Here is a 26,017-nt window from a genome sequence, read left to right as displayed (position 1 = left end):
CGGCCAACTCCCCACTGGCACGCCCCAGGGCTATGGGCTGCCGGACCACAGCTTTACGCTCCAGACAATCATGGAGTTGCAGAAGTCGATGGGTACTCTCACTGGGCAGGTTCAGCACCTAAGCACCCTGATAGAACGACTGGAGAGCGCATCCAAAGACTCCACCAATAAACACGAGACGAAACTGGAAGCCCTGAGCGACGCAGTTCAAGAGGTTAAGACCAAGATTTCGCTCACCAGCAAAATCGCTGCGATTGTTGTTGCCGGCATCCTATTCCTTATCGGTGGGGCTTGGTCATTGGCGCAGAGCACGATTGCTGACATTGCCAAGTCAGCCATTACGCAGGCATTCAACAGCGGCCAACAGAGTGTCGCTTCCCAGCCACCTGCAATTTTGCAACCCGCCCAGCCGAAGCCTTGATCGCTGCCGGCACCAAGGCTAGCCACTGCAGGTAAGCACGGCAGCGACCAACTGCACCTCATAACCCTTCCGCTGCTCCACACGCCTCGCCAATTTGGACGAATGTGCCCGCTGCTCCGGGCTAGGCTTTATCCGGGTTGCTGTTTGAGGATCTGGGAATGTGCGGGAGATACGTGACGCCAGAGGAAGCCGCGATGGAGCGGTACTGGCATATCGGAAGGAGGAACTCCGGGCGCTGGATCAATCGCGCATACAACGTCGCGCCGACCAATCAAGTGCCCATGGTGATCCTGAACGAGACGGGAGAACAGGAAGTGGTGGCCGCCCGCTGGGGGCTGATCCCGTTCTGGTGGAAGCAGGAGAAGCTTCCGGCGCTTACCTTCAACGCTCGGAGCGAGGAAGCAGCGACGAAGCCGATGTGGCGGGATGCGATCCGGCACAAACGCTGCCTGATGCCGGCTGCTGGCTGGTATGAGTGGAACGAGAAGGAGCCGGTGAAGAACAAGGCCGGCCGCGCCGTGAACCAGCCCTATTACCATCACGCCATCGATAACGGCGTGATGGCGATCGCCGGGATCTGGTCAACCTGGTCGCCACTGGAGGGTGAGCCGATCACCTCCTGCGCGCTGCTGACCAAGGAGGCCGAGGGGCTGGTGGCTGCAGTTCACCACCGGATGCCCGTGATCCTGTCGCCGGAGCAATGGGCCACCTGGTTGTCGCCGGAGACCTCACTGGAATTGGCCTACGACACCATCGCCCTGGCGCGGCAGGACTTCGAGGCCTACCGCATCTCCACGGATGTCGGGAGCGTCAGGAACCAGGGTGCGCAGCTGATCGAACCGTTATAGTTCAGCGTCGGTTGTACTCATCGATGACGCCCTGGCGGAGATCGTTTCCGCCCTTTTGATACGCATCGTCAACAAGCCGGCGAACCTCGTCAGCTGAGTAGTTCTGCTCCGGTGTTCCGGAGCCGCTATATCGAGCACGTCGGGCTTTCTCAGCTTGCTCTCGACGCTTTTTGGGCTCGTCCATCACGTCCATAACCCAAAGGACACCAGTGCCGAGCTTTGCCAGCCAGCCCTTCGATACAACCGCTTTACCCTTCGATACAACCAATTTGTCCTTGGACATGACCAGCTCCCCTTTCAGCAATACCAATTGGCGGAACGGTAGCACAGCACTGCCGCCGCCAGCTTCCTCTCGTAGCCTACTCCGCGAACACTGGCTCTTCGCCGCGCATTGGCTATAGTCAGTGTGCAGCCGACGGATCGGCTGCCCGTTTAACCCCTATAGCGAAGTCCTGAAGCCCCGCCTCCCCAGCGGGGCTTCTTGTTTGTGCCGACCAGCCTAAAACCTTACAATTCGAGAGCATTTGCTTGCACGCATTTGCACTCCTTGTAGGCCGCCTCGGACGACTTGTTCTTGGCGGCCTTTTTTATTGGCATGCCTGCACCGCCGCGTCCAGCCTCTTCTCGTACCCAACCCGCGAACACTGGCGATCCGCCACGCACTGGCTATAGTCAGCATGCAGCCGACGGAACGGCTCATCTCGTGATGTCCCGCGTAAGTAAGCAGACGTCTTGAAGCCCCGCACAGCAATGCGGGGCTTCTCGTTTCTGCCTATGACTGGCAGGCCTGCACCGCCGCCAGCAACTGCACCTCATAGCCCTTCCGCTGCTCCAGCTCCGCCAGCAGAGCACGCACCTTGGCCTGCAAGCTGTCGCCCTTCTCCAGCGAAGCCGTGGCCCATGTAGGCACCTGAACCTCAGGCGCCCGACACGGGACCGCCATCGGCACCTCCACGCGCACCGTGCGCGGCTCAGGCTCGACCTGGCCGGCGCATCCCGCCAGCGCGACCACCAACACCAGAAGCCACTTCATAGCCCCAGCTCCTTGTCGATCAGCGCCTCTGCCACTGAGGCCGGGTCTCCCTCGGCGCGCTCCTGCTGCAGCCGCTGGGCGGCGGCGTAGTGCTGGCCAGCCTGCTGCTGCGCATCGGCGACAGCCTGTGCCGCCTTCGCCTGCCGCTGCTGGGCCTGGTTCGACAGTTCGCCGAGCTTGGCGCCCTGCTCCGTCACCAGCGCCAGCACGTTGTCGCGCGCCATGGTGCAGGCCGTCAGCCTCTCGCCCTGGTCCTTGAGCTGCGGGGCATATTGCTCAGAACTGAGCCATACCCCGCCGGCCGCACCGACACCCACAAGCAAGGCGGCCGCCAGCGCCAGCGCGCCGACCTTCCATGAAAACGTCAGCATCGTCACCTCCTACGGCACATCGCGGAAGAAGCGGTGCCGACCGATCTGCACCGTCTGCTTGGCTTTCACCGACCAGGCCGGCGGCGTCTTGAGGCTGGTCGAGTAGTAGTGCGTGGCTCCGCCCGTCGGGTCGGCCTGTCGGCCCGCAATGACGACCAGCGCCGCCTCGCGCGCCTTCACGTATTCCGCCGAGGGGATCGGCCGGGCGCCGCTCAGGTACTGATGATTCGGGTCTTTCACGTTCCAGCAGCTGTACTGCCAGGGGTGCTGGCAAACGCTGATGATGTCTTTCCCCCACCAGCCTGGGCGGGCCGCACGGTTCTTGATGGTGAACCCGACCGCCACCATGCCGGCGAACCCTTCGCCGCGCGCTTCGCCCCACAGGGTCCGCGCCAACACATCCACTTCACGATCGCTCATGCTTTTCTCCGGGCATGAAAAAGCCCGCCGAAGTGCGGGCTTGGGAGCGCCTGGCCTGCTGGCTCAGACTTCGAAGTCGTACTGCGGCAGGCTCGGCGCCTGCCCCATCACCTGGCCATCGCTGATGAAGGCATTCTGTCCGGCCGCCACAGAGGTGCCGCGGGCGACCACCTGGCTACCGTTGCGCAGCTCCACCACGCTGGTGCCGGCCGAGGAGTTGACGCTCACCACCTCCCCCACCGTCTTGGAGCCGCCAGGCAGCAGGCCGATGAACTTTTTCCAAGGGTTCACGGTTGCCATCAGGTGCCGCCCTCCTCGTAATGGCGCTCGATCTTCAGCGTCTGCCAGACCTTGGAGGCCCCGACGCCCTCGGCGCGGATGTTCACGCCCAGGCACAGGCCTCGCCAGGTCTCCTCGGGGTCACGGAACTCCACCAGCATGCCCGGCTGTACCAGCCCCGGCGCGCTGCCGCCTTGCTCGAACAGCGGGATGCGGCGCGTCTCGATGGACTGGTTACCGCCCTTGCTCAGCTCGCAGAGGCCGCGCGAGCGGCCGACGTCGGTGCCGGTCATCCACTCCTCCATCACGTCCGGCGCCGCGACATCACCAGCTGTGCCTGCGCGGCGCACCTGCACCGACACGCCGTAGTTGATGCCGCTCACATAGACGTAATTCCAGGCCGTCTGCGGGCTCCACTCGCCGCCCCACTCCGCAACGATCTCCGCCGGCACGATGCAGTCCGGGACTGCACTCCCCCAGAACCAGGTCGCCTCGCGGTAGCGCGGCAGGATGGTGAAAGCGTCCCCGGCCAGGGATGGCCGCACGATTCCGCCGGCGACCTCGGCCAGACGGTGGACCACCTCCATGGGCGTCATCTCCGAATAGCTAAACGCGCCGGCCGGCAGCGTCCAGTCCGGCGGCCCCATGGCCACCGTGTCCCAGCTGGCGGCAAAGCCGGTGAACTCCAGCTGATCGTCCACGACGTTGCGGGCGGTGAGGCCCACGGTGTTCATGCCGCTGCGTGCGGGCGCGTAGGGTGACGCCAGCAGCTGGGTCCGGCTGCTGCCGCTGATGGTGTAGCGCTCGCTCCCGAGCCGGCCGCTTCCGCTGTAGCGCTCCACCAAGAAGCGCCACACCCAGCCGTTGATCGTTAGCTCTACCGTCTTCGGGCCGTCGGCGTCTTGCTTTACCAGGTTCAGCGAGGTGCGGCCGAACAGTTCTGCGCTGAAGGTCCAGGCGAAGCTATCAATGTCCAGGCCGATGTCGATGCTGACCGCATCCAGCGGCGTGTTGGTGGCCACGTCAACCAGGGTAACTGTGTTGGCGATCATGTAGGTCTCCAGAATGTCGGGCTCCTGGGGCGGGTCGACCACGACCACTGGCCCCGGATAGTCCGGGTAAACAATCCCTGTAGGCTTCGGGTCCGTCGGCGTGCCCCAGCCCCACGGCGTGGTGCGCATCGCCTCGATGATCCGGGCCGGCGTGAAGTGCACCGCCACCCCGCTGTCGCGCGGCTGGATGGCATGCACCGGCGCCACGTAGCGAAAGTCGAAGAACGCCAGGGGCGTGGTGGATGGGGTGTACCTGGCGCCGCCGAAACTGAACTCCAGCACCGAGCCCGGAACGTACAGGCTGCCCAGCTGCTCGCTGACCGCATCCCGTGTCGGGCCGAACTCGTCGCTACGGTTCCAGCCAGGTACCTGCCCTGTGTCCTTCCAGGGCGGCAGAGGGCGATAGATCAGGCGCAACCGCGCGTCACGCTGCGGCAGCCGCCGCGACCAGGCCAGCCATGCACCGCTGTCCCGCTCGGGCACCGCTCCCCAGCCACCAGCAGCGCCGGCGTCAGCGGTCGAGCCAGCGCCCCACTCCCCGGCCAGCGCCTGGTCGGCCGTCGCCACCGAGCCCCATCCATCACCGGATCGAGCGTCGACCACATCGCCGGTCCCCCAGCGGTGCAGCGAGCCCCGCTCGCGCTCGGGCACGGTCGACCAGGTAGAAAGGTGCGCAAGGTCACCCAGGCGCCGGGCTGGCTGCCAGGCGCACGTCGCATCGTGTGTCAGCATCAGGTCATCTCGACAGGGACAGGCCCGAGGCCAAGGGGCTGGTAGTAGCGCACCGCCTGCAGGCGAGCCGTTCCGATCAGGCGGGGCGGGTTCTCGCCGAGAATCGGCCACCACTCCGGCTCGCTCGCCGGGAGGTTGCCCGCCTGGGTGACCTCATACAGCCAGCCCTCCATCAGGGTCGGCCGCACCCGATGGCCTACCGTCACGGCCTGGCCCGCTTCGAACACCTCGCCCCAGTCATCCATGCCCAGCGCGTACCAGGTGCCGGCGTCGGTCACCTCCAGTTCGAGGTCCACCAGGGTCTCCGGCGCTGTGCTCCCCGCACCGGCGACGCGCCACTGGCCGTCAGCCTGACGCTCAACCACCACCACCTCGCGGATCTCGCGCTGATCGTCGACCCGCGCGCCGATGGGGATGGTCGCCGGCCGCGTCACCAGCCCGCCGCCATTCCCCTCGGTAAGGTTGTACGACAGCGCCGAGGTGCTGGCATCGAACACCGGCCAGCGCAGCAGGCCCAGCCGGGGCGAGCCGTTGTCGGTCGCCTGCACCAGGAACTGCCCGCGCAGCAGCTCGGTCTTGAAGCGCTGCACCGCTGGTTCTGCACCAAGCTTGAAGAACGCGAAGGAACTGGGCCCCGTCGGTTCGTCGCCCACAAACAGCGTGACGGACTTCGGGTCGGGGGTCGGCTCGCCCTCGCGCAATACCTGCAGGGACAAGGACTGCCAGACAGGCAGCCCCTGCCCAGCAGGGGTAACGGCGAGCGTGCCGGATGGAACGCCCAGTACCAGCGACGGGGTGAAGAACCCGCGCCGCAGGATCGGCAGTGTTGCGACTGGAAAGGCAAGATCCATCACCAGGCCCCCGGATCATCCGTCACAAAGAGAAGCCCCCAGGCCGTCGGGATCGGCCAGACGTTCTGCCCATTGATCACCTTGGGCGATTTCCAGGCCTCGACGCTTGGCGTGAACCCCAGCGCAGCCATCACCGCATCCGGGGCGAAGTGGCCCAGGATGTTGTCGTACAGCACACCGGGAACCAGCCCGGCATAGCTGCCGCCGTAAGTCATGTGCAGCGGCTGCAACCGCAGGACCGGAGGCAGCGCGCTGGGCAGAGGGCTGTAGTAGGTTGCGAATTGCTGCATGTTGTACGGAGCGGCGTAGACTTCCAGACCGGCGCCGGTGATAGCCGCCCCGGTCAATGGGTCACGAAGAGCGGTGTACCCCACGCAAAACACGTTGTTGGAAATACCGTTGCTGACGTAGGTCACCGGCTGCGAGGTGCCAGTCAGAGCGAACATGTTCTGTACGCCCGTCAGCCCGGAGTAAAGCTTTGCAGCGCCAATAAACAGGGTGAAGCTGGTTTGGTACGAGGTGTCCGACACTGCATCCATGAAACGCACATGCAGTAGGAAAGCATCGGCCGTGGCGGCGACAAACCAACTTTTAACCGCCACCGAATCCAAGAAATAGAACCAGTGACGGCTCGTTTCACCCGGGTTACTGCTGGCGGAGTACGCCAGCGAGCGCAGGTTCTGCCCTGTCGGCGGCGAAGCCGCCCCCGACGTCAGCGACTCCATCAGGTACAGCATCAGGCCGTACTGCTGTGTCCGCGTGAAGTTGACCGCAGCGCCCGACGGCCTGGCCAGGGTGAAGCCGTTGCTGATGTTCTGCGCGAGGGTCCACCCTGCCGCCGGCTTACCGGAGTACCCGTTGACCAGGCACGGCACCAGGATCTGCAGCAGCTTGGCCAGGTTGTTGCCGGTCAGGTTCAACCCTGGACCAGCAGCGTCGTGGTGCGTGTAGATTGTGACTGCCATCAGTCAGCGTCTCCTCGAATTTGCAGCGCAAACTTGTCATCCGACACGGTGCCCTGCCCGCTCAGCACGGTGCGGGCTATCCACAGCGGCCCCAGGCAGCTATCGGTGTTGAAGCGCACGGCGTTGGCCGCTGCCCAGCCACTGCCCCAGCCGGCGGCGCGGATGGTGAAGTACGGCGTGTTGGTCTGCGGGTTGATCGGCGCGCAGTCCTGCGCGGTCGAGCCGACGGCGATCACCCCCAGTTTTTCCTCGACCACCTGGAACGACGTCGCGCTGGTGAACACCAGCGCCCACTTCCCGTCGATGGCGCCCATGTTGGCGATCACCGGCGGATAGCTGAGCAGGTTGTAGTTGGAGGTGGTGGTGTCGCCGATTGGCGCGTCCGTCCAGTTCGGCGCCCCGGTGTTCCAGGCCTTCTGCGTGAACCAGTGGTGATAACGCGACTGCAGGTCGCCCCAGCTCACCGCGCTGGACACAGTCGCCTCCTCGGCCGGGAAGTTCCACGGCAGCGGCGAGGCCAGGCCCAACTCGCCGTTGATCTGCACCTCGGTGCACATCGTCATGTGCTCCACCCGGTCCCGCACCACCAGGGGCAGGGTCAGCGGGTTGCCGGCGGCGTCCTGCAGGACCAGGGGATTACCCCAGGTCACCCGGCCCAACTCGCGGTTGACGCTGTAGCTGGCGGGGCGCAGCGCCACGCCGTTGCCGTCGAAGACCTCAATGGCGGCTTGCTGCTGGCGGGCCAGCTGCACGGTGTTGCCCGCTATCGGGTTGGCCACCGTCGTCTCGGCGACGTGCCGAACTACCAGCACATCCGAGTCGCGGAACTGCGGCACCCGGCCATCCGCCGGCAGCCGCACCGGGTCCAGGCCGATCAGGTTGGCGTCCAACGGCAGGGTGGTGAACACCACGCCGTTGTAGCGCAGCAGCAGCGGGATCACCGGGATGTCGCTCGCCCCGGTCTGGTCGTCCAGATTGCTGGTGAAGCGCAACCGGGCGATGCCGGTGGACACGTCCACCGAGCCCTTGATCACGCTGCCATTGAAGATGCCGTTGGCGTCCGCCGTGGCCGTCACGACCTGGGCGTTATCCACACGCACACCAGTGATCTGCAGGCTGCCGACGCGCAGAGGCGAACCCTGTGTGCGGAAGGTCATCGCGTTGACGCTGAAACCGGCGTTGGTGGTCAGGCAGGCCAGCAGCGTGACCGCCGACCCGGCGCCGGCACTGTAGGTGCTCAGGGTCGCGGTACGGCCGGCGTAGTCCACCGAGCCGACCGCCGTGCCGGCGTTCGTGGTGCTGCTGATGCCCTTGTACAGAACGCCCGAGCGGTCGACATAGGTGTCGGCGCCCCAGGTGAACATCAGCGAGCCCGGCAAGATGTTCTCGGAGATGCCCGGCAGCAGGTCCAGGGTGACCGGGATCACCGCCTGCGTGTCGGTTTGCGCGCCGTAGCTCTGGCCGTTGGACTGCGCGCGAACGCTCAGGGTGCCGCCGAACGACTCCCGCAGGTTGGTGATGGTGGTCACCAGCTCCAGGGTGTCAGGCTTGAAGCCGTTCTTCTGCGTGGCATAGGTGAACTCCTTGAAGGCATACAGCGTGGCCACCTGCAGCGTGCAGGCGCCGGTGGCGTAGTTGATGGTCCCGGTACGCCCGCCGGTGAAGCCGTTGGCGCCGTTGTCGGTGACAGAGATGTTCAGCTGCACCTCGGACTCGTACACCGGCAGCGTGTTGCCGCTGTTGGTCACACCCTTGTCGATGGCCGGCACCGCCGCCCGCTGCCGGGTGATCCAGCTCACCTGGACACTGCCTGGCTTCAGCGGCGCACCGGGGATGGTGAAGGTGCACATCCCCGAGCTGTCCGACGTCACCGCCAGCGGGGAGTCGGTGAAGGTCCCCTGCTGGTAGCTGTGCGTGATCGCAGAGCCAGCGTCAGGCGTGGCGGTCAGTTCCATGCTCACCGTGCCGGCGGCGTAGTTGATTACGCCACTGCCGCCGGTGCCGCTCAAACCGCCGGTGCCGTTGTCGGTGATGGTCTTGGTCACCCCACCGACCTTGAAGGTCGCCGAGTAGGAGCCCGGCAGCAGGCCCTGGTGCGGCAAGGTGCGATTGACCTTGGCCTTGGCCTGCACGCTGACGCCAGTGCGCTGGGTGAAGGCCGCGCTGTTCTGGCCGACATAGGCCCAGATCACCGAGCTGCCCACGTCCGGAAGCGCCGCCAGGGTCAGAGCGACCGAGCCGGTGGAGAAGGTGATGGTGCCGGTGCCCTCGCCCGTCAGCTCGCCGTTGCCGGGATCGCGCAGGGTCTGCCACTTGCCGAGGGCCATGTAACTGACCTCCAGCGTGCCCGGCATGGGCGGCGCGTCGGCCAGGCTCAAGGTGTAGACGTAGCCCCGATTCGACAGGTCAATCGGGATCTCCCCGGTGACTGTCTCGCCGGTAGCGGCTGCGCCCGGCTGGTGGGCCGCGCTGGCGGCGCCGGTGTAACCGCCCCCGGTGCGCACCAGGTTGATCTCGCCGGTCTCATAGTCGACCGTGCCGCTGGTGATCCAGTTGCTGCCCGAGACAAAGCGCAGACCGCCCTTGCTGTCGTCGGCGAAGGTGCCACCGTTGACCGTCAGCGACAGGGAGCCCGGCGCGCAGCCGGTGCCCAGGAACGCGCGCGACTGGCCGCCGGTGACCAGCGCGAAGGTCAGGTTGACGTTACGCGCAGGCCCCGTGGCCAGCACGATGCGGCGCTGATAGCCGGCCAGCTGGTCGATCATGGCGTTTTCGCGGGTGCTGCTGGGCACCAACTGCGCGTAGACCGATTCGACCTTGAGGCTCAGCGCGCCGGCCTGCACGGCCTCGGCCAACGGGCTGATGCCGTAATAGCGGGCGGCGTCGGCTACCTGGGTGCTCAGCACCTGGCTTTTGGTCTGCGCGGGGTTGAGCATCACGGTGCCGGCCGGGGTCGGCGTGCCGCCCAGGAAGGTGTTGAGCAGCGGCGCGCTGATCGACAGATCGAGCCGACGGCGGGTGAAGTTCACGAAGTTGCCGTTACCGTAATCGTAGGTGAACGACTCGATGCGCGATTCCACGCGAGTGATACGCAGGTACTGCGACAGGCTGCCATTCACCAGCTGGTAAACCTCGCCGTTCTCCGGCAGCTTCTGCTCCTCGCGCTGGATTGCCGCGATGGCGCGCTGGCCCTGCAGCTGGTTGCCCAGCAGCTCGAAGGACGCCGCCACGGCTGGCACCACATAGGACTCGATGGCGTTGCGGGCATCCGAGCGCACGTCGGTCTGACTGCCGGTGTTGAACAGCAGCACCGACACGCGCGGATCGGCCGGCGCCTCGGTCAGGATGGAGTGCGCGCCCAGGTAAGGGTCGGAGTTCTGCGAGACGACCCCGGCGAAGACCTTGCGCAGATTGATGCGGCCGATGGTGCGGTCCAGGCGCGAGATGTCCGGGAAGAGGTTGTTGACCTCGCTGTCCACCACGGCCTCGCCAGTGGCACGACCGCCGCCGTCGTCTTCGTCAGTCAGGCGCTGCGACTTGAGCAGCTTGATATCGCTGTTGCTGATTGCCATGAGCACTCCAGCCAAAAATGGAAAACCCCGCCGAGGCGGGGTCTATTGAGAGAGGGGATCAGGGGTGCGCTACGCGCCGGGGAAGTCCCAGTAGATCAACTGGGGGCGGCCCATGCCGGCCTGCGCTATGGCGAGTCGAGAGTCTGCCCGGCCCGAAGGCGATTCGGCTTGGCAGCGCGCCAGGGCTTCGCGGAAGGTCTCCGGCGTATCCGGCGTCACCTGGTGGTCCAACTGGTTCTCGGCCAACGCCATCACGTCTTCGAGGCGGTAGCGTCCGGCCGGCTCGTGCTGGCCCATCACCGCAATGGCGCCCTCCGCCGAGCGCGCCGCCACGACGTTGCTGCCCACCCAGTACGCGGTCAGTTGCATGGTTCTCTCCGTCAGGGGGCGGCCACCGGGGCCACCGTTATCAGGCTGATCTCGACGTCGTAGGTCGCGTCCGGCGTCGGATTCACTTCGCGGAAGATTGGCGTGGCCTTCAGCGGCGCGCCGTTGCTGCGGTTGAAGATCACCGAGAACTCTCGCCCATCGGGCAGCACCAGAGGCATCACCTGCATCCGCTGATCGCGCAGCGCCTCGAGCTGCCGCACGACCGACAGTGGCGTCCAGACGCCGCCGCTGGCCTTGAGGGTGATCGGGCGCCCGTGCAACTTGACGCCCTCCTGCACCAGTAGCGCCCCGGTCAGCGAGCGCTCCTGATCCTGCGCCACCGCGTCCCAATCGAACTCGTCCGCCCATTCGAACTGGTCGTCCAGTTCGATGCTGTCGAGCATCATCAGCTTGTCCTCATTGCAGCCACGCCGAGCAAGTCGAGCAGCTGGGTTCCATCATCGGTGACGCCGACGTCAACAGTCCGGCCTTGAAGCTCAAGGCGGATTGTCTTCATCGGCTGGGAGGGTACGACTGCCGCTGGCTGAGCCTCGGGCGCTGCCGCCGGCTGCGCCGCGCTCTGCGCCTCTACGCGGGCCTTCTGCTCGGCCAGTTGCCGCTGGCTGTTTGCCTCAGCTTCGACCTGCTGTAGCGTGCCAAGCGCCTTCATATAGTTCTCCACCGCATCCAGGTCACCGCCGGCTTGCGCATCAGCGAGCTGCTGCTGAAGATCGCGCTTGCGGCTGGCGAACTTGCTGCGGTCCACCGCTTCCTGCTCGCCACGCAGCCCGGCCAGCTCCTCCTGCAGGCTCGCCAAGGTGTCCCGCGAGCCCTCGGACAGTTGCTGCATCCGCTGCTTCGCCGACTCGATGGTGCTCTCCAGCTGACGGAGGTCGGAGTCGTTCAGTTGGTTCATCCCGTTGCGGGCCGCCTTGGCCTGCTCCAGGAAGTTGCGCACGCTGATCTCGCCGCCCTCGTAACCGTCGAGCAAGCTCAGCAGGCTCTGTTTCTGCTCGAGGTATGAGACCGCCAACCGGTCACTGTCCGCCTTCATCGAAAGCGCCCAGCGCCCGAGGCCTGAAACCCCCGGCATGGTCGATGCTGCATCGACTGCTGCCAGTTCCTGCCGCATCCGCGCCAGCGCCTCGGTCGTACTTTCCAGCGAGCTGGTGTCAATCTCCGGGCTCGCAGAAGAGATCCCCTTGAGCTGATCGAACAGCGCGAGCGTTTCCGCACTGAGCTGCGCCAGCGGGGTGCGTGCACTGCTGATGACGCCGCCGAAGAAGTTGGCAAAGCCCGTCATGTCCTCTTCAGTGCTGCCGACCGCCTTGCGCGTGGCCTCCATCGATTCACCGATGGCTTGGCGCTGCTCCTCCAGGGTCTTGGTGGCCTTGCCGGTGGACTCGGCCAACTGGTCCATGCCCTGTGCGCCGGTATCGCCAGCGGCCTTCAGCTCCTTCAGCTTCTCGCCCAGGCGCTGCTGCTCCCGCTTGAAGTCCTGCGCCTTGATCGTGCCGTCGTTGTACAGCTTGTTCAGCGCGGTGCGGATGTTCTGGATGTCCGCCGTGGTACGGGCGTTGCTGATGGCGTCCTGAATCTGCTTCAGGTTTTCCAGGCCCGTACTGAGGTCCGACACCCCGAGGGCGGCCGAGCCGGCGGCGGTCTTCAGCTCCTTCAGTTTCGCGTTGAGGACCCCGGCGCCATTGGCGTACTCGTCCTGCAGCAAGGTCCCTTCGGAGTACGCCTTGCGCATTTCCTCCTGCAGCTTGGTCAGCTGCGCCACCGAAGTGGCCGAGCTGATCTGGTCCAGGGCGTTCTGCAGGCTGGTGACCGCCTGCACGGACGCGCCGGACGCATCCTGCGCACTGGCCTTGATGTCGCCGAAGTGCTCGGTGACGGCCTGGGCCTGCTGCTGGACTGCGCCCTCGCCCTCGTCCGCGCTGGTCTTCCAAGCGTCGGCAATGTCCTTGGCGTCCTGTTGGATCTGGTTCTTGAAGCCCTCGCTCATACCGGCGAGCATTTCGCTGACGCCCGCGACCGAGCGACGGATCTCCTCGCCGCCCAGCGCCTCGGGAATCTTCGCGGCGATCGCTTCGATTGCCGAGACCATCAGCCCCATGTTGCTCGTGAACGCCAGGGCGATGCCGCTCAGGCCGGTGGTCAGGCCGTTGAACAACGTCCGGAACGGCGCCACGAACAGCTTGACCTTGGTGGCCATGTTGTCGAGCGAGGAGCTGAAGTCGCTCAGCCAGGCCGAGGTCTTGTCCACCAGGGTGCCGAAATCCACTTCGGCCATGCGCTTGATGAAGTTGCCGATCCACTCGGCCCCCTGCACGAAGGCATCGGACAGTCCGCGCGCCAGCTTGTCCAGGCGGCCGTCGGCGTCCATCTGGGCGATGGTCTGGCCCAGTTCCTTCAGCTTGTTCTTCGCGTAGTCCAGCGCGCCGCTGTTGGCGATGCGCCCGAGGAAGTCGGTCGCGGTGTCGGCCAGGTTGCTGACCAGGCCGGTCAGGGTGCCCATGGCCTTGGCCGCGGCGCCTTCGGAGCTGCGGCCCATCTCATCGATCAGGGCCTGGATCACGTCCCGACCCAGTTTGCCCTTGGTGGCCAGGTCCTGCAGCTGGCTGGTGGTCTTGCCGGTCACCTTGCCCAGCATGTCCCACACCGGCACGCCGCGTTCGATCAGCTGCAGAATCTCTTCGGTCTGCAGCTTCTCCTTCGCCCAGGCCTGGCCGAGGGCGGTGGAAATACCTTCCAGGCGCTCTAGGCCGCCGCCGAGCTTCTCGGACTGGTCCTCGATAGCCTTCAGGGACCCGTTCATGGGGTCGACGCCGTAGGCCTTGAGCAGGGCGAAGGCATCGGTTACATCGGACAGCTGCAGCGGCGTGTCCTTGGCGAAGCGCTTGATCCACGCCGTTGCCTGCTCGCCGCCCTCGACCGACCCCATGAGAGAGGTCAGGCGGTTCTGCAGGTTCTCGAACATGTCGCCGGTGCTGAGCATCTCGACGATGCCGGTGCGCACCGTGTCGATGCCTTTGCGTACCAAGCCGAATGCCGCCTGGATGCCAAAGAAGGCCGCGGCATAGCCCGCAGCCTGTCGGACGCCCGAGGCCATGGCTTGGCGCAGCGCGGTCACGCGGGAGACGTGGTTGGCCGCCTCGCGCGCCGCACGGGCCTGGTCGCGCTCAAGGTCGCGCAGGGCCTTGGCGTTCTGGCTGATGCCGTCCTTGGCCTTGGCGACCTCGGCCGCCAGGCGCTTCTCTTCGTCGGCCAGCTTACTGGTGTCGACGCCTGCCTCTCTGGCGGCACGCTGCTGGTCGGCGTGCTTGGTGTTCAGCGTGTCCAGCGTCCGGCGCAGGTTCGCCGCATCGCGCTCGGCCGCCTTCAGCGAGGTCTCGAAGCCCTTGCTGTCGGGGTTCTTATCGAGCGCCTCGCGCAGCGCCTGGACGGTGCTCTCCGCTCGCTCGATCGAGGTCTTGGTCTGGGCGATCGCGCGCTCGGTGTTGTTCAGCGCGACGACCATGCCGCGGGCATCTTTCGCCGAGTCCAATGCCTGATTCAGCTCGCCGGTTTTGGCGCGCAGCGCCTCCATGGCTTCGGTGGCTTTCTTGGCGGGGTCGGACAGGTCGTCCTTGCCGCGCAGCACGAACTGAATCAGGCGCTGGATCGGGTTTGCCATGAAAAACTCCGGGCAATAAAAAGCCCGCCGGGTGGCGGGCTTGGTTCATGGGGTGGCCATCCGTGGCCGAGGGGATTAGGCCGCGAGGTCCATCTGGCAGAATTTCGAGATATCGTCAGCAACCACGGTCGGATCGGACAACAGCTCGATGGGGCCGGTCAGCTTCAGGTAGTCCTGGCCGAGCACCGCCAGCTCCTGGAGCATGCCGAACTTGGCGCGGCGGATGCGCAGCGCGTAGGGCTCGCCGGACTGGGCGTCGTTGAGACCAGCGATGAGCATTTCGTATTCACGCTCGGAAGCATTGAGCATGTGCACCACCGAACTCTTGCGCGGCGTGTAGCTGACCTTCACGCCCGTGGCATCGATGGCGCTATCGGTCAGTACCTGAATGCCATGGGGCGTCAGCAGGTAATCGGTGCCGGCGACCAGCGGTCCGTCGGCGGCAGTCTTTACCGTGACGTTCTTCGTCATGTCCGGCAGGTACTTGAACGGAATCAGCTCGAACACCACGCCCGCCGAGGTGTGAATTTCGTCGGTGATTGCCGCAGTAGGGGCCACCTTGATGGAGCCACGGGTGATGCGCGCCAGGTTGTCAGAAGTGATGTCGTACATGCCGATGGAACCGGTCACGTCGGTGGGACGGGTACGCACGTTGCGGTTACCACCGCCGCCCTGGAAGTCGGGCAACGCCTTACGATCAGTGGCATAGCTGACACTGAAGGCATCGCAGTTACCGAACGGCAACAGCGCATCCTGGGAACCGTAGAGCCGGGCAAATACCTGACCCTCACCGATGAAGGAGCGATCGATCGTCTTGAGCATTGGAATCTCCTGATGGGAGGCCGCGCGGCTTACTTGCCTGCGCTGGGTTCAGTGGTCGCTGCCGGGACCGGCGCAGCAGGTTTGGCGGCGGGCTTCTGGGCCTTCTCTTCCGGCTTGGGAGTGAAGCCGCGGGCCAGCGCGTGGTCGGCAACAGCCTGAGAGACCGCGACGGCCTTCTCCGACTTCGGGTAGTGGGTGACCTGCGCCCCCTCGCGGTGGTTGAAGGCCTGGGTGATGACGATCTCGGGCATGAGCCCTCCGGAAATGAAGAGGCCGCCCGAAGGCGGCCTGATGGATGAGTTACAGCGGCTGGTTATAGGTGAAAGTGATGGGCACGACGCGATAGCTCCAGCGGCGCCCAGGCTCAGGCAGGCGCACCGACGAGGCGGGAAACTCGACTGAGATCAGCCCCACCACTTCGATGCCGGCCCTGCTGCCTTTCAGCGCGCGCTTGATGGCGAGGCGAGCCGCGCGCAGGGCCTGCGGTGCGTCGCGCTTACGGGACATGGCCACCAGGTTGATGGTCCACTGTTCCTTGCAGTTGCTCGGCGTGCGATCGAGCTCTACGGTGTCGCCCTCCTGCAGCACGATCATCTCGTCAGGCAGGTCGGCGTCTTCCGCGTCCAGCACGCGCGCCACCGAATCTTCTGAGACGGCAGCGCCGAACTGCGGAACACCAGCCAGCACGGCCAGGACCTGGCCGATAATCTCGGCCTGCATATTTCGATCAAGGCTCATTCGGGCACCACGTAGAAGGTGATGAGATGGCCGTCATCCAGGTGGATGCCGTCGATCGTCCAGCGGTTGCCCTCGGTGTCCACGAAGCCGCCGCGCCGGTCGTAGGAACCGAGCAGCGCCTTACGGACCTCGATGGTTCTGACGCGATCCACCGCCCCACTATCGATGCGTTCCACCCCATCCTCGACGAGACCGTGGAGCACATCGACCTGCACATGGCCGTTGCGGTCGACCAGGGCGAACTCACCATCCCCGAGAACCTCGAGGATGGTGTCGTCCATTTCGTCGACCAGATCGCCGAAGCCGGCCACTACTTCACCAGCTTGATGACCGCGCGCGGGCGGGTGCAGATGTGCAGCGGGTTGGACTGCGCCTCGCCGGCAATGCCCTTGTTGAACGGCATGGCTTCCTGCTTGGCGTAGTACGGCAGACCCAGGGTGTTGACCGTTTCCATGTAGTTGGCCGGAGCGAAGATGCTCAGGAACAGCTCCGGCACACCCAGCGGAACCAGGCGGGCTTCGTCGTCCGGGATGAAGGAACGACCGCCGACCTTGCCGCGGTAGCGCTCCCAGACGATGCCGCCGAACTCGAACTCCTCGCGGGCGTCGCCGCGCAGCTGGGCGGCCTGTTGGGTGTTCAGGTAGGTCTCTTCGACCGACTTGTGGGTGATCAGCGCATTCCAGAAGTTCTTGCCGCACAACGCGCGCGAGCCGCTGCTGGAGATATTGCCCAGCGCATCTTCCTGCGCATCGAGCGCCTCGCCGGCCTTCAGGCGCACCTTGGTGGTGGCAGTGCCCAGCTCCATCTGGACCACCTGGGGGCTGATGCCGAAGCGGTCGTACAGGTCGAGCAGAACAGTGCTGCCGTCGGCATCGAGGATAGTGCCGAGCACCGCACCCATGCGCTGGTGTTCGTGGGTGGCGTCGAGCGCGCGGCGCATCTTCTCCAGGCGGCGGTTCACCACGTCCTGCACAGCCTGCAGCTCGGTCTGCTCACCGAAGGCGCGAATGCCCTGGATCTCGTCAGCCATGATGCTGAAGGTCTGCGGCAGGTGCACGTTGTTGAAGGGAATCAGCAGGCGCTTGTTGCCTTGGACAACCAGGCCCGGGGCGCCGCGGTCTGCGGCCGGCACCAGGTGCAGGGAGTCGCCGTCCTTCTCGATCTGCTGGGTGATGGTGGTGCTGCCCTCTTCTTCGAAGAGGCCAAGCGCGGCCAGGCGGCCGGGCACTTCGGGGGTTTCGTTGATCGCGGCAGTCAGTGCACCGACGCCGAACGCTTCGTCTTCGAAAATGTTGATCTCAGCCATTGGCATGCTCCAGAAATGGAAAACCCCGCCGAAGCGGGGTTTGAAGGGGTTGGGTGTGATCGGCGTGGATCAGTACGGCGTGCCGACGCGGACGATGATGTTGCGAGCCTTGAGGTCGGCGCGGGCAGCAGCGTCGAGGCCGCTCAGGGCTACGTCCACCACCTCGGCGAGACGAGCGACGATGGTCGCAGCCTGCGGTTCGGTAGAGATCGGCTTCGGCGCGTAGAGGATGCCGGCAACAATCTCGGTGCCGTTGGTGGCCGCGTTGTCGTAGGGCGCGTATTCGCCGGACGCGGTGACAATGCCCAGGAGCTGGCCGGCCGGCAGGTTGACGGTGGTGGCCGCGAGGGTGACCTGCTCGCGCGAGATGGCACCGGCGCCCTCCGACAGGAGGAACTCGCCAGCGTGGAAGCCTTCGGTCTTGTTCATCTGCTTCTCCTTACGAAGCCTTGGGTTTGGCGGTGCGAGCTTGCTTGCGGTTCGCGTAAACCTTCGCGGGCGAAGCAGCCTTCGGGGTGGTGGGTGCCGGCTGATCATCCAGCGGCGGGGTGTTGATGATTTCGCCGAAGCCGTTGCCGGCCAGCTTGTCGAACAGGCGGGCGCGCACGGCCTCCGGCTCGAGGCCGGCTTTCACATAGTCCGCGGCAAGTTCGGGCAGGCGGGCGCTGACGCACAGCTCGCGGACCGCTTTGGCCCGTGCGATTGCTGCGTCGACGCTCGCCTCGTCTTTCAGGTCTCCAGACATGGACAGGACCTCCACGAGGTTGCTGATGCCAGCGTCCGCGCAGCCTTTGATGATGCGGCTGACCAGAGCGGCGGCGTTGGGTTGGGGAACAGGGGTGGCTGGTGGTTCATCTGCCGGCGGCACCACCGCAGCCGGTGGCTGCTCCGCCTCTTCGAGCGATGCCAGAAGGGCCAGCGGGGCCTTGTGATAGCGACGCAGCGCACCGCCATCGCCGACCATGGCCTTGACCGTCACGCCCTCGATGACCTCATCGCACAGGCCCAGATTCTTGGCCTCGGTGGCGGTCAGCCAGGTTTCCTCGTTGATCAGCCGACGCAGCTCGGCATCGTCGACCTCGGGGGCCTTGCGCTTGTACGAGGCAACGATCGCCTCCAGGGTCTGGTCGAGCATGTCGGCGACCTTGCGGAAGTCGTCCGCATCGCCGCTCGCCCAGGTCCATGGGTTATGGATCATCAGCATGGCGTTGGAAGCCATCTCCAGGCGGTGCGCGCCGCAAGCCGCGACGCTGCCCGCGCTGGCGGCCAGCGCATCGACTCGCGCGGTGCAGCGCTCACCCAGCCGGCTCAGCGCGTTGTGGATCGCCAGTCCCTCGAACAGATCGCCGCCGATGGTGTTGAAGGCGACCAGCACCGGGGACGTGCCGTCGTCGACGGCCTTCAAGTCCTGGATGAACTGGTTCGCCGTGACGCCCCACGCGCCAATCTCGCCGTAGATGTAGACCTCGATGGCCTGGCCGGCTTCTGCTTCGGCTCCCTCGGCGACGTCGGCAGCAGCCTTGATCTGGTACCAGGTGCCATCCTGGGGTGCCGGCGGTGCCGGGGTCTTGTTGAGGATGACCAGGCCGAGCTGGCCGGCCAGCGCCTTCAGGCTGGAAAAGCTGATCATGGGGTTTCGCCCTCGTCGTCTTTGAGCGGTGCTTCGCCGCCCGTGGTGTAGGAAAGCCCCAGGCTCTGTGCCCGGGCCTGGTCAGCTGCGTTTTCTTCGTCGATCGTTTCGGCGTCGTAGCCGTTGCGCAGCACCACCTCGCTGCGCGACGTGACACCACCGTTGATTTCCATGAGCTTGCCCTGGATGTCCTGCACCGGATGGATGTAGGCCCAGCCCTGCGGAACCCAGCGCGTGCGCAAGTACTCGCGGCGCCGGCGCGCGAAGTCAGGCAAGGCGATCGCGCCGGAGAGGTACGCCATGTCCAGCCAGGCGGCCCGGATCGGCCGGCAGAACTGGTGGACGTAAACGCTGAACTGGAGCTGCTCCAAGCGGCGCCGGAACTCGTTGAGCACCACGCGAATGACACGGTCGTTGACCTGTCGGAGATCGCCCGTCATCAGCTCGTAGGGAACGCTGGCCCCGACTGCGGACGCCTGCAGTTGCTGCCGCATGAAGTCCGGGTAGTTGTTGCCCGCCTCCGGTGGCTTCGAGAACTCCACCTTCTCCCCCGGCAGCAGCTCCTGCATGGTCCCCGGCTCCAGCCCCACCATCGGGGTAAAGCCGTCCGAGTCCAGCTGTGCGGGTCCACCGTTGATGGGGTCGAGCAGCGGCATGTCCGACGGTGCCGGGCGAGTAATGAAGCCGGCGAAGAGGTTCGAGACCTCCTGCCGGAACAGCACGGCGTCGTCGAAGTTGTCCAGCGAGCGCAGCCGCAGCAGCACGCGCGACAACCGCGGCACGCCACGGAGCTGACCTGCCTCTCGCAGTTCGTAGATGTGCAGCACCTCGCTGGCCGGCACGCGCACCAGCTGGTTGTAGCCCGCGCCTGTCACCGTGCTGTCGCCCGGGTGCCGGCGGTACATCCAGTAGGCGACCCGCTTGCCCAGAGCGTTGAACTCGATCCCGGCGCGGATCAGGTTGCCGTTGCGGGTCGTTTCGTTCTTCTCGACCGGCACGAACTCGGCCGGAAGCAGCTGCACCTGCAGCGGCACAGCCAGCCCATCCTCGAGGCGGCGCGGGCGAAGACGTACGAAGCACTCGCCGCTTTCCTCAACCATCCGCGCCGCCAGCGCCTGCTGACCGTAGAAATCCGTTCGCTCGTCGGCGTCAGACTCGTCGGTCCAGTCCGCCCACAGGTCGAGCAGCGCGCGGCGAAGCTCCTTGTCCTTGGTCGATGGCATCGGCGTGATGCCGGTACCGATCAGGTTACTGACCCGGGCGTCGATCGCGCCGCCGGCATAAGGATCATTGCTGACCGCGGCCCTGGAGCGCTTCCGGAGCATGGGCAGCGCCGGCAGAGAAAGGGTGTTGATTGAGCCGGGTGGCGCGTCCCAGTTCTTCGCCCGTCGGCCGGTGCCGGCGCCGTCGTAGCTGTTCTTGATGCGACCAGGAAGGCGAGAGCCCGCCAGGGCGCGACGAGGAAACTCTTTCATCACACCCCCTTCCCGCCCGAGTACAGCCGGAACGCCCGCGACCGACGAACATTGCGCGCGGTCTCCATATCAACATCGGCGACGTACTGGCCTTCCAGCATCCGCAAGCTTGAGAGCTGGGCGCGCTCCAGCTTTCTGCCGTCCTTCGTGATGGCCTGTCCCTTGGTGAGAATGTCGTGGATGGCCGCGCGCACATCCGCCAGCCGTTGCTGCGCATCGGTCATATCCGCCTCGCGTGGTTATCGACGTTGTTTCAGGTAGCCGCTGCCGGAGCTGCGGCGCTTGGTGGCCGGGGCCGAAGGTGCCGAGGACGTGGTGGGTGGAGCATCGAGGACCAGGCCGAAGCGCTGCTGGGCAACGCGCAGCATCGCCAGGGCGCCGACGGCGCAGTCCAGTGCCTCGTTGCGGCGCCCCTTCGCATCCCAGCGATACACCCGCTGGCCCTTCTCGATCTTCATCACCTTGGTTTCGGCGGTGAGCTGCTTCAGCTCGTTCTCGTCGCAGATCGCGTCGTTGGCCGGCAGGTGCATCACGCCCGGGAGAACCTTGCCCGGCTCGGGCTGCAGCTTCAGGCGGCTGTAGATCAGCTCCTTGGCGTTGTCCGTACCGATCATCGTCAGGTAGACGCCGGCCTTGCTCTTGTTGTCGGGGAACATCGCAATGGGCTTGCCATAGACGTTGTGCCCCTTGGTCGGGATGACCCAGAACAGGCCGTGCTTCTTGCTCTCCTCGTAGACCTCGTCGGTGTAGTGGCCGCCGGAGTCCCAGCCCCAGAGCGCAACGCGCATGCTCACGCCGTCCTCGCGCTGGTACTGCTGGTGAAGCTTGAGCCCGACCTTCCGCCGTAGCTCGGTGCTGCCCGGGTCACCCTGCAGAATCCAGCGGTCTACCAGCCAGCCCTCCTCGCCTGCGGCCCACGCCCAGATGCGCGCCTCGTAGCGGTCGTCCTGGGTGTCGATGAAGCCGGTCAGCGCGGCCACTCGCGCGGGCATGTGCTGCCAGATTTCGCGCCGGCCGTAGAGGTTCTCCCACTCCAGCTTCTCGCCCTGGTCACCCTCCCACGTCTCGCCCAAGGTGGTGTTGACGAAGGTGATCAGCTTCTCGCGGTCGCCCTTCACGTTCAGCCAGTCGCCGACCATGTCGAGCCAGGTAGTGAAGACGCTGTACGCGGTCCAGATGTGGAAGGTGACCGAGCGCGGCGTGCGCGCTGGCTCGCCATCTGCCTTGAACCAATCCATGGAATCGCGCGTCCAGAGACCGGTCCGCTCGCAAATCCAGCGGCCATCGTTGGCCGCCTCTACCGCCTCGTGGTACTCGATCACGCAGGCGTTGTGCTCGCAGGTGTACCAGGCCTTCTCGGCTTCCCCGAGCGCGTTGGTCTCGTACTTGATGCCGAACGCGCAGTCCTTGCCGCCCCACTTTAGGAACTGCTCGCCGCCGCAATGCGGGCAACGAATGTGGAAGCGCATGAAGTGTGGCGACTCTTCGCCGGCCTTGGTGACCTGGCACTCGCCCGCCGTCCCCGGAGTGGAACCGCGGATCGACTTCTTGAAGGTGGCCCCCTCCAGGCGCTTGTCGCCGAGGAAGGTTGGCGAGCCCTCGCCCTCGATGTCAGCGTCGAACTTCGACAGCTCGTCGTAAATGACCTCGTCGGGCGACTTCTCGCGATAGTTGCGCGCGGCCTTGCCGCCCAGGCACCAGAGCATCTTCTGGTGGCTGAACTTCTTCGCGGCCAGCGTGTTGTCCCGGTGCTTCTTCCCGTACCAGGGAGCCAGAGCGAGCAGGACCGGAACGTCGCGGATGAACGACTCGACGTGCCGCTTCATCAGCTCTTCGGCGTCGGGGTCCGTCGGGCAGTAGCTCAGCACGTTGCGCTTCTTGTGCTGCAGCTTGTAGCCGATGTTCGCCATCAGCATCTTGGTGTAACCGACCCGCGCCGACTTGATCAGGTTGACCACGCGGATCAGGTCGTTGCCCATCGCGTTCAGGATTCCGACCTGGAACGCAGCGGTCTCCCACTTTCCCTCCTGGTAGGAGGACTCGGACGACAAGTAGAAATGCTTGTCCGCCCACTCCACCGCCGTCAGCGGTGGTTCACGGAACAGGGATTCGAGGCCGAGCCGGATCTGCTTCTGCAGGTCATTCAGCCAAGGACTCGACATATTCATCCAGCATCCCCGGTAGTAGGTCGCCCAGCTCAGAAGCGCGGTTGCGCGCCAGGGCGATCTCTCGCTGCAGCGCCTCGACGTGTCGCACGTCGAGGTCCGGGTGCTTGCGGCGCAACTTCAACGGCACCGTGTCGAGAATTGAACCGATCTGGGCAGCGATCTTGCCCAGGGCGAAGACCGCAAATTCGGTAGGCACCAGGTGCTTGTCGGCGACCAGGTTCTTCTTCTCCTGGGCGTCGGCCTGGGCCGAGGTGAGGCGCAGACGCTCCTGCGTCAGCTTGTGTTCAGCCAGCGGGTCGATACCTTCCGGAACGTCACCGTCTGGTTGGTGTTTCCGCTCCGCGAAGTCGAGGCGGTTTTCCAGTACCGACCGGACGTCATAGAAGGCCTCGCGGCCAATCCTTGCGACCGGCTCAACGCCCCATTTATCAAAGGCTTGCGTGCTAATGCCGAGGCTCGCCGCCATCCGGCTTTTGTTGAGCCAGTGAGGCTGCCGAGTGATGTCTGATTTGCTCATAACAACACAACAACCAACCTCTGAATTTGGGCCATATGTAGTGGAACGGCGGGGCTCGAATTACCCTCACGCCTTTCAGATGTGCCAGGGGCCCCCGGGGGTCCGGCTCGTGTGGCACGCCATTCCCCCGAATGGTTGCCCGCTCGGAATGAAGCACGCCAGTGGCGCGCATCAAAACCTCCCCATCGGCAGGGTCAGCGACCGCCCTTCGCTTGCAGCGCCTTCGCCAGGGCCTGCTCGATGTTCGCTTCGAGCCTGCTGTCGTCCTCGGCTATAGCCCTGACCACATCATGAAACTTGAAGCGGACGCTGTACTGGGGCTGGCTGACGAAGGCCAGCACCATCACCATGGTGCCGTCGCGGCGCTCACCGATGCCGATCGGCACGCTGCCCCGCTTCATCACGAAGTAGGCGCGCTGGTGTCCCTTGCGGATCGACCGAGCGCTGTCGGTGGCATTGCCTTTGAATCCGGCCTTGTATTCCAGCGCACCCAGGCCGGACAGGATCTGGATCATCTGGCCGCGGCTCATGTTGCCGAACTTGTCCAGCTTGGCCCCAGCACCTGGCACGAGGAACTTCCCGGCGGGCAGGATGCCCTTGGAGCGCAGGTTACGTTCCGATGCCTTGTCGACTCGCGGGCCGCCGAATACCTGGGGCGCTACCCAGTCTTCGGGCGCGGCTCCCTTCGATGCGCCGTCCTTCTCGTCCTTCACCCACAGCGAAGCCTCCAGGTTGTTGGGCTTCGCGTGAAAGACGCGGACGGCGTTGCGGGTGAACGACGTAGGGTTATCGAACACCTCGTCGATCTCATCGACCAGGGCCCGGTTCGCCTGGTTCGCCGTGTGGTTGAGCGCGTCGGCCAGGGCCTTGTTGGGCAGATCACCACCCAGCACCTGCAGCGAGGCGACAGCGTCGTCCAGGTCCTTGGCGCTGATGCTGCCCCTCATGTCAGATGCCAGTGCCGTCGCGGAACTCGCGGGCCAGCTCGGGCAGGCCGACGCCCTTGCGGGCCTCGCTCCAGGCAAACCAGGCGCGGACGATCACCCAGGCCGGCAGGCCGCAGACGAAGATGACGCCACAGATGGCGATCATCCCCACGTCGTCCTGCACCCAGCTGCCGAGGTCGAACCAGCGGACCACGAACGCCCCGCCGCACACGCTCGAAACCACCGTGCAGGTCATGGACACGACGAACTCCCGCACCGTCTTGGGCAAGGTCATCGCCATTACCAGGATGGCGGCGAGAATGGCGAAGAAGCCAAAGGCGCCGAGCTTGTAGAGCGCGATCCCGCCAACTGCAGTCGAGGCCGGCTCGGTCATGGTGTTTGTCCTCATAAGGGTGTCTCCAGGCTATGCCAGCCCTGGCTTTAGATGGATATCAAGGTGCTACTATCGAGCAGCCGGACGAACGAATCCGCGCCCGACCGGCCAATTGGACTAGCAGATGAATAGGGAGCCATTCATGGCGAAGTACAAATTTGCTCACATCAGGGAGCAAGGGCAGGACATGATCATCGTCCCTGTCGACTCGACGTTCGGCAGTAAGTCAGATCAGACCCAGCAAGACTTCATAGACGCGTTTCAAGCAGAGGTATCGCGAGCAGGGCTGGCAGGAACTGTTGTGCCAATCTGGAAGAGTGGCCGGCAGGTGTACTTCATCGCGCCCCGCCCGTGGCACCCGTTCTTCAAGAGCCCCGGCATCTATGAGTTGGTTCTCGCAAACATTAACAAGGAGCTAACGGTCTAGCAGACTGCATAGGCCGGCAGAGTTTTGCTTGGCCACGTCCACGTGAATGGGGAGCGGCTTATCCCGCTCTCCTTTCGCATGATGAAGAGCCAGCTCAAGAGCCAAAATGATTTCGTCAATGGTTCCATCCTCTCGGTGCGAGATAGAGGTCACTCCGCTTCGCCCTCCCCTGCTCCAAAGAACGTCCCCGCGCTCGTCATAAATTCGAACAATCATGATCAGACCCTTGAAGAAAGGCCCGCGCGTGCTGCGGGCTAAGGCGCAGGAGCGCGCACCATGAAATTCAGGCAACAAAAAACCCGGCGCGGAGGCCGGGTTCAGAAACGAAAAAGCCCAGCGCGATGGCTGGGCTTTTTTCTGGCCGCTCTGTGCGACGCGCACGGATCAGCAGATGTGGTGAATTTCGCTCATTCGCTCACAGTTGTCAATCAAGCCAGCCTACGAGCACCTGAGCAAATAGCACTTCATCTGTTTCAAGGTGATGCGTTGGGTGTCGTCATAGAGGTACTGCTCGACATCCTTATGCAACGTAAAATCCCTCTGCAAACAATCGAGATCAAATCCACTAAATCCCACCTCCGCCAAGACCTTCTGCTGTCCGTTGATTACCTCGATTAGATCGAACATGAATACAGGAAAGTACGAAGTATTCTTTGGGCGGTAACCTTCTGCCTTACTGGTAAACGAAAGATTCGCCTGTCCCTGACTGCCGTTTGACGTCAACTTCACAACCATATTCAAAAGCCGATAAGCCAATTCTCCGTTATCTACTCTATGTATTGGGATTTCATCAAAAAACCAAGTACGCGAACTTCCCCGCTCGATTTCAATTGACTTGGCTTTAATGATCGCCTCGATTGAATCAGTCATACATCCTCCTTGAACTATGGAAAACTGCAAAATCTCTATAGCTCAAGAAACTGATAAGACAAACTACCCCGCAGAGCTCAATAAGCACTCTGAATCGCCCCGGATTCCCTAGACACTTTCCAGGCTCAGTAAATGTCGCTTCTCAAACTCTA

At 64.6% G+C, this 26,017-nt stretch carries 29 protein-coding genes; 4 read left to right on the top strand and 25 right to left on the bottom strand.

All coding sequences use genetic code 11. From position 1 onward, the window contains the following. Positions 1-70 precede the first annotated feature (70 nt). Both CTR55_RS00510 and CTR55_RS00505 read left to right on the top strand, forming a co-directional pair. On the top strand, positions 71-421 hold the full coding sequence (locus CTR55_RS00510; RefSeq protein ID WP_296283562.1) for a hypothetical protein: 351 nt from the start codon (positions 71-73) through the stop codon (positions 419-421). A gap of 158 nt (positions 422-579) precedes the next feature. Further along, positions 580-1,269 carry an SOS response-associated peptidase gene (locus CTR55_RS00505; protein ID WP_296283560.1) on the top strand — a complete coding sequence of 230 codons (690 nt, stop codon included), beginning with the start codon at positions 580-582 and terminating at the stop codon, positions 1,267-1,269. A 1-nt stretch (position 1,270) separates the two neighbouring features. Here CTR55_RS00505 and CTR55_RS00500 read toward each other — a convergent pair whose 3' ends face one another. The 25 genes from CTR55_RS00500 to CTR55_RS00380 form a co-directional block, all read right to left on the bottom strand. After that, positions 1,271-1,552 (bottom strand): hypothetical protein, encoded by a 282-nt coding sequence (locus tag CTR55_RS00500; protein WP_296283559.1) that lies wholly within the window; start codon positions 1,550-1,552, stop codon positions 1,271-1,273. A 489-nt stretch (positions 1,553-2,041) separates the two neighbouring features. Then, a complete protein-coding gene (locus CTR55_RS00495) occupies positions 2,042-2,302 on the bottom strand; it encodes a hypothetical protein (RefSeq protein WP_296283557.1) in 261 nt (86 codons plus the stop codon). After that, positions 2,299-2,673, bottom strand: a complete 375-nt coding sequence (locus tag CTR55_RS00490; RefSeq protein ID WP_296283556.1) for a hypothetical protein — start codon at positions 2,671-2,673, stop codon at positions 2,299-2,301. Before CTR55_RS00490 ends, CTR55_RS00495 begins: the two co-directional genes overlap by 4 nt. A gap of 9 nt (positions 2,674-2,682) precedes the next feature. Beyond that, positions 2,683-3,093: a cell wall hydrolase gene (locus tag CTR55_RS00485; RefSeq protein WP_296283554.1), complete on the bottom strand. Its 411-nt coding sequence runs from the start codon at positions 3,091-3,093 to the stop codon at positions 2,683-2,685. 63 nt (positions 3,094-3,156) lie between these two features. Next, positions 3,157-3,393 (bottom strand): hypothetical protein, encoded by a 237-nt coding sequence (locus CTR55_RS00480; RefSeq protein ID WP_296283552.1) that lies wholly within the window; start codon positions 3,391-3,393, stop codon positions 3,157-3,159. Next, a complete protein-coding gene (locus CTR55_RS00475; RefSeq protein ID WP_296283551.1) occupies positions 3,393-5,156 on the bottom strand; it encodes a hypothetical protein in 1,764 nt (587 codons plus the stop codon). Before CTR55_RS00475 ends, CTR55_RS00480 begins: the two co-directional genes overlap by 1 nt. After that, a complete protein-coding gene (locus CTR55_RS00470) occupies positions 5,156-6,007 on the bottom strand; it encodes a hypothetical protein (RefSeq protein ID WP_296283550.1) in 852 nt (283 codons plus the stop codon). The genes CTR55_RS00475 and CTR55_RS00470 overlap by 1 nt, the downstream gene beginning before the upstream one ends. Beyond that, positions 6,007-6,972 (bottom strand): hypothetical protein, encoded by a 966-nt coding sequence (locus tag CTR55_RS00465; protein WP_296283548.1) that lies wholly within the window; start codon positions 6,970-6,972, stop codon positions 6,007-6,009. Before CTR55_RS00465 ends, CTR55_RS00470 begins: the two co-directional genes overlap by 1 nt. Next, positions 6,972-10,544 (bottom strand): hypothetical protein, encoded by a 3,573-nt coding sequence (locus CTR55_RS00460; protein ID WP_296283546.1) that lies wholly within the window; start codon positions 10,542-10,544, stop codon positions 6,972-6,974. The genes CTR55_RS00465 and CTR55_RS00460 overlap by 1 nt, the downstream gene beginning before the upstream one ends. 69 nt (positions 10,545-10,613) lie before the next feature. Further along, positions 10,614-10,913 carry a hypothetical protein gene (locus CTR55_RS00455; RefSeq protein ID WP_296283544.1) on the bottom strand — a complete coding sequence of 100 codons (300 nt, stop codon included), beginning with the start codon at positions 10,911-10,913 and terminating at the stop codon, positions 10,614-10,616. A gap of 11 nt (positions 10,914-10,924) precedes the next feature. Then, positions 10,925-11,320, bottom strand: a complete 396-nt coding sequence (locus tag CTR55_RS00450; RefSeq protein ID WP_296283543.1) for a hypothetical protein — start codon at positions 11,318-11,320, stop codon at positions 10,925-10,927. Continuing rightward, entirely contained in the window at positions 11,320-14,592 is a 3,273-nt protein-coding gene (locus CTR55_RS00445) for a tape measure protein (RefSeq protein ID WP_296283542.1), read from the bottom strand. Before CTR55_RS00445 ends, CTR55_RS00450 begins: the two co-directional genes overlap by 1 nt. 75 nt (positions 14,593-14,667) lie before the next feature. Beyond that, positions 14,668-15,414, bottom strand: coding sequence for a hypothetical protein (locus CTR55_RS00440; protein WP_296283541.1), 747 nt, complete (start codon positions 15,412-15,414; stop codon positions 14,668-14,670). Between the two features lie 29 nt (positions 15,415-15,443). Then, positions 15,444-15,665 carry a hypothetical protein gene (locus CTR55_RS00435; protein WP_296283540.1) on the bottom strand — a complete coding sequence of 74 codons (222 nt, stop codon included), beginning with the start codon at positions 15,663-15,665 and terminating at the stop codon, positions 15,444-15,446. Positions 15,666-15,714: 49 nt separating this feature from the next. After that, the gene (locus CTR55_RS00430; RefSeq protein ID WP_296283539.1) at positions 15,715-16,152 is read right to left on the bottom strand and encodes a hypothetical protein; all 438 of its coding nucleotides are present in this window, start codon (positions 16,150-16,152) and stop codon (positions 15,715-15,717) included. Next, the gene (locus CTR55_RS00425; RefSeq protein WP_296283538.1) at positions 16,149-16,463 is read right to left on the bottom strand and encodes a hypothetical protein; all 315 of its coding nucleotides are present in this window, start codon (positions 16,461-16,463) and stop codon (positions 16,149-16,151) included. The genes CTR55_RS00430 and CTR55_RS00425 overlap by 4 nt, the downstream gene beginning before the upstream one ends. Then, positions 16,463-17,458 (bottom strand): major capsid protein, encoded by a 996-nt coding sequence (locus CTR55_RS00420; protein WP_296283537.1) that lies wholly within the window; start codon positions 17,456-17,458, stop codon positions 16,463-16,465. Before CTR55_RS00420 ends, CTR55_RS00425 begins: the two co-directional genes overlap by 1 nt. A 69-nt stretch (positions 17,459-17,527) precedes the next feature. Beyond that, a complete protein-coding gene (locus tag CTR55_RS00415; protein ID WP_296283535.1) occupies positions 17,528-17,887 on the bottom strand; it encodes a head decoration protein in 360 nt (119 codons plus the stop codon). Between the two features lie 10 nt (positions 17,888-17,897). Next, positions 17,898-19,088, bottom strand: coding sequence for a head maturation protease, ClpP-related (locus tag CTR55_RS00410; RefSeq protein ID WP_296283533.1), 1,191 nt, complete (start codon positions 19,086-19,088; stop codon positions 17,898-17,900). Continuing rightward, positions 19,085-20,563, bottom strand: a complete 1,479-nt coding sequence (locus CTR55_RS00405; protein ID WP_296283531.1) for a phage portal protein — start codon at positions 20,561-20,563, stop codon at positions 19,085-19,087. The genes CTR55_RS00410 and CTR55_RS00405 overlap by 4 nt, the downstream gene beginning before the upstream one ends. After that, the gene (gene gpW, locus CTR55_RS00400; RefSeq protein WP_296283529.1) at positions 20,563-20,787 is read right to left on the bottom strand and encodes a gpW family head-tail joining protein; all 225 of its coding nucleotides are present in this window, start codon (positions 20,785-20,787) and stop codon (positions 20,563-20,565) included. Before gpW ends, CTR55_RS00405 begins: the two co-directional genes overlap by 1 nt. 15 nt (positions 20,788-20,802) lie before the next feature. Next, positions 20,803-22,731, bottom strand: coding sequence for a terminase gpA endonuclease subunit (locus CTR55_RS00395; RefSeq protein ID WP_296283528.1), 1,929 nt, complete (start codon positions 22,729-22,731; stop codon positions 20,803-20,805). Next, on the bottom strand, positions 22,703-23,248 hold the full coding sequence (locus CTR55_RS00390; protein WP_065086006.1) for a terminase small subunit: 546 nt from the start codon (positions 23,246-23,248) through the stop codon (positions 22,703-22,705). The genes CTR55_RS00395 and CTR55_RS00390 overlap by 29 nt, the downstream gene beginning before the upstream one ends. Before the next feature lie 194 nt (positions 23,249-23,442). Continuing rightward, a complete protein-coding gene (locus CTR55_RS00385; RefSeq protein ID WP_296283523.1) occupies positions 23,443-24,195 on the bottom strand; it encodes a hypothetical protein in 753 nt (250 codons plus the stop codon). Between the two features lies 1 nt (position 24,196). Continuing rightward, positions 24,197-24,568, bottom strand: a complete 372-nt coding sequence (locus CTR55_RS00380; RefSeq protein WP_296283521.1) for a hypothetical protein — start codon at positions 24,566-24,568, stop codon at positions 24,197-24,199. 142 nt (positions 24,569-24,710) lie between these two features. Between CTR55_RS00380 and CTR55_RS00375 the strand changes: the two genes are divergently transcribed. Together CTR55_RS00375 and CTR55_RS00370 are read left to right on the top strand one after the other, a co-directional pair. Further along, on the top strand, positions 24,711-24,995 hold the full coding sequence (locus CTR55_RS00375; RefSeq protein WP_296283519.1) for a hypothetical protein: 285 nt from the start codon (positions 24,711-24,713) through the stop codon (positions 24,993-24,995). A gap of 276 nt (positions 24,996-25,271) precedes the next feature. Beyond that, positions 25,272-25,613: a hypothetical protein gene (locus CTR55_RS00370; RefSeq protein WP_296283517.1), complete on the top strand. Its 342-nt coding sequence runs from the start codon at positions 25,272-25,274 to the stop codon at positions 25,611-25,613. Positions 25,614-26,017 lie beyond the last annotated feature (404 nt).

Source organism: Pseudomonas sp., assembly GCF_002796985.1.
Taxonomy (GTDB): Bacteria; Pseudomonadota; Gammaproteobacteria; order Pseudomonadales; family Pseudomonadaceae; genus Pseudomonas.
Note: the sequence above shows the minus strand (reverse complement) of the source record. Positions and strands in the feature narration are given on the sequence as shown.

Coding starts and splice junctions, on each gene's coding strand:
- CTR55_RS00455 (WP_296283544.1), bottom strand. CDS start 10,913: ATGCAACTGACCGCGTACTGGGTGGGCAGCAACGTCGTGGCGGCGCGC.
- CTR55_RS00430 (WP_296283539.1), bottom strand. CDS start 16,152: ATGAGCCTTGATCGAAATATGCAGGCCGAGATTATCGGCCAGGTCCTG.
- CTR55_RS00505 (WP_296283560.1), top strand. CDS start 580: ATGTGCGGGAGATACGTGACGCCAGAGGAAGCCGCGATGGAGCGGTAC.
- CTR55_RS00415 (WP_296283535.1), bottom strand. CDS start 17,887: ATGAACAAGACCGAAGGCTTCCACGCTGGCGAGTTCCTCCTGTCGGAG.
- CTR55_RS00380 (WP_296283521.1), bottom strand. CDS start 24,568: ATGACCGAGCCGGCCTCGACTGCAGTTGGCGGGATCGCGCTCTACAAG.
- CTR55_RS00465 (WP_296283548.1), bottom strand. CDS start 6,972: ATGGCAGTCACAATCTACACGCACCACGACGCTGCTGGTCCAGGGTTG.
- CTR55_RS00440 (WP_296283541.1), bottom strand. CDS start 15,414: ATGCTCAAGACGATCGATCGCTCCTTCATCGGTGAGGGTCAGGTATTT.
- CTR55_RS00395 (WP_296283528.1), bottom strand. CDS start 22,731: ATGAATATGTCGAGTCCTTGGCTGAATGACCTGCAGAAGCAGATCCGG.
- CTR55_RS00510 (WP_296283562.1), top strand. CDS start 71: ATGGAGTTGCAGAAGTCGATGGGTACTCTCACTGGGCAGGTTCAGCAC.
- CTR55_RS00385 (WP_296283523.1), bottom strand. CDS start 24,195: ATGAGGGGCAGCATCAGCGCCAAGGACCTGGACGACGCTGTCGCCTCG.
- CTR55_RS00490 (WP_296283556.1), bottom strand. CDS start 2,673: ATGCTGACGTTTTCATGGAAGGTCGGCGCGCTGGCGCTGGCGGCCGCC.
- CTR55_RS00480 (WP_296283552.1), bottom strand. CDS start 3,393: ATGGCAACCGTGAACCCTTGGAAAAAGTTCATCGGCCTGCTGCCTGGC.
- CTR55_RS00445 (WP_296283542.1), bottom strand. CDS start 14,592: ATGGCAAACCCGATCCAGCGCCTGATTCAGTTCGTGCTGCGCGGCAAG.
- CTR55_RS00405 (WP_296283531.1), bottom strand. CDS start 20,563: ATGAAAGAGTTTCCTCGTCGCGCCCTGGCGGGCTCTCGCCTTCCTGGT.
- CTR55_RS00390 (WP_065086006.1), bottom strand. CDS start 23,248: ATGAGCAAATCAGACATCACTCGGCAGCCTCACTGGCTCAACAAAAGC.
- CTR55_RS00470 (WP_296283550.1), bottom strand. CDS start 6,007: ATGGATCTTGCCTTTCCAGTCGCAACACTGCCGATCCTGCGGCGCGGG.
- CTR55_RS00460 (WP_296283546.1), bottom strand. CDS start 10,544: ATGGCAATCAGCAACAGCGATATCAAGCTGCTCAAGTCGCAGCGCCTG.
- CTR55_RS00420 (WP_296283537.1), bottom strand. CDS start 17,458: ATGGCTGAGATCAACATTTTCGAAGACGAAGCGTTCGGCGTCGGTGCA.
- CTR55_RS00485 (WP_296283554.1), bottom strand. CDS start 3,093: ATGAGCGATCGTGAAGTGGATGTGTTGGCGCGGACCCTGTGGGGCGAA.
- CTR55_RS00435 (WP_296283540.1), bottom strand. CDS start 15,665: ATGCCCGAGATCGTCATCACCCAGGCCTTCAACCACCGCGAGGGGGCG.
- CTR55_RS00500 (WP_296283559.1), bottom strand. CDS start 1,552: ATGTCCAAGGACAAATTGGTTGTATCGAAGGGTAAAGCGGTTGTATCG.
- CTR55_RS00370 (WP_296283517.1), top strand. CDS start 25,272: ATGAAATTCAGGCAACAAAAAACCCGGCGCGGAGGCCGGGTTCAGAAA.
- CTR55_RS00375 (WP_296283519.1), top strand. CDS start 24,711: ATGGCGAAGTACAAATTTGCTCACATCAGGGAGCAAGGGCAGGACATG.
- CTR55_RS00450 (WP_296283543.1), bottom strand. CDS start 11,320: ATGATGCTCGACAGCATCGAACTGGACGACCAGTTCGAATGGGCGGAC.
- CTR55_RS00475 (WP_296283551.1), bottom strand. CDS start 5,156: ATGCTGACACACGATGCGACGTGCGCCTGGCAGCCAGCCCGGCGCCTG.
- CTR55_RS00410 (WP_296283533.1), bottom strand. CDS start 19,088: ATGATCAGCTTTTCCAGCCTGAAGGCGCTGGCCGGCCAGCTCGGCCTG.
- gpW (WP_296283529.1), bottom strand. CDS start 20,787: ATGACCGATGCGCAGCAACGGCTGGCGGATGTGCGCGCGGCCATCCAC.
- CTR55_RS00495 (WP_296283557.1), bottom strand. CDS start 2,302: ATGAAGTGGCTTCTGGTGTTGGTGGTCGCGCTGGCGGGATGCGCCGGC.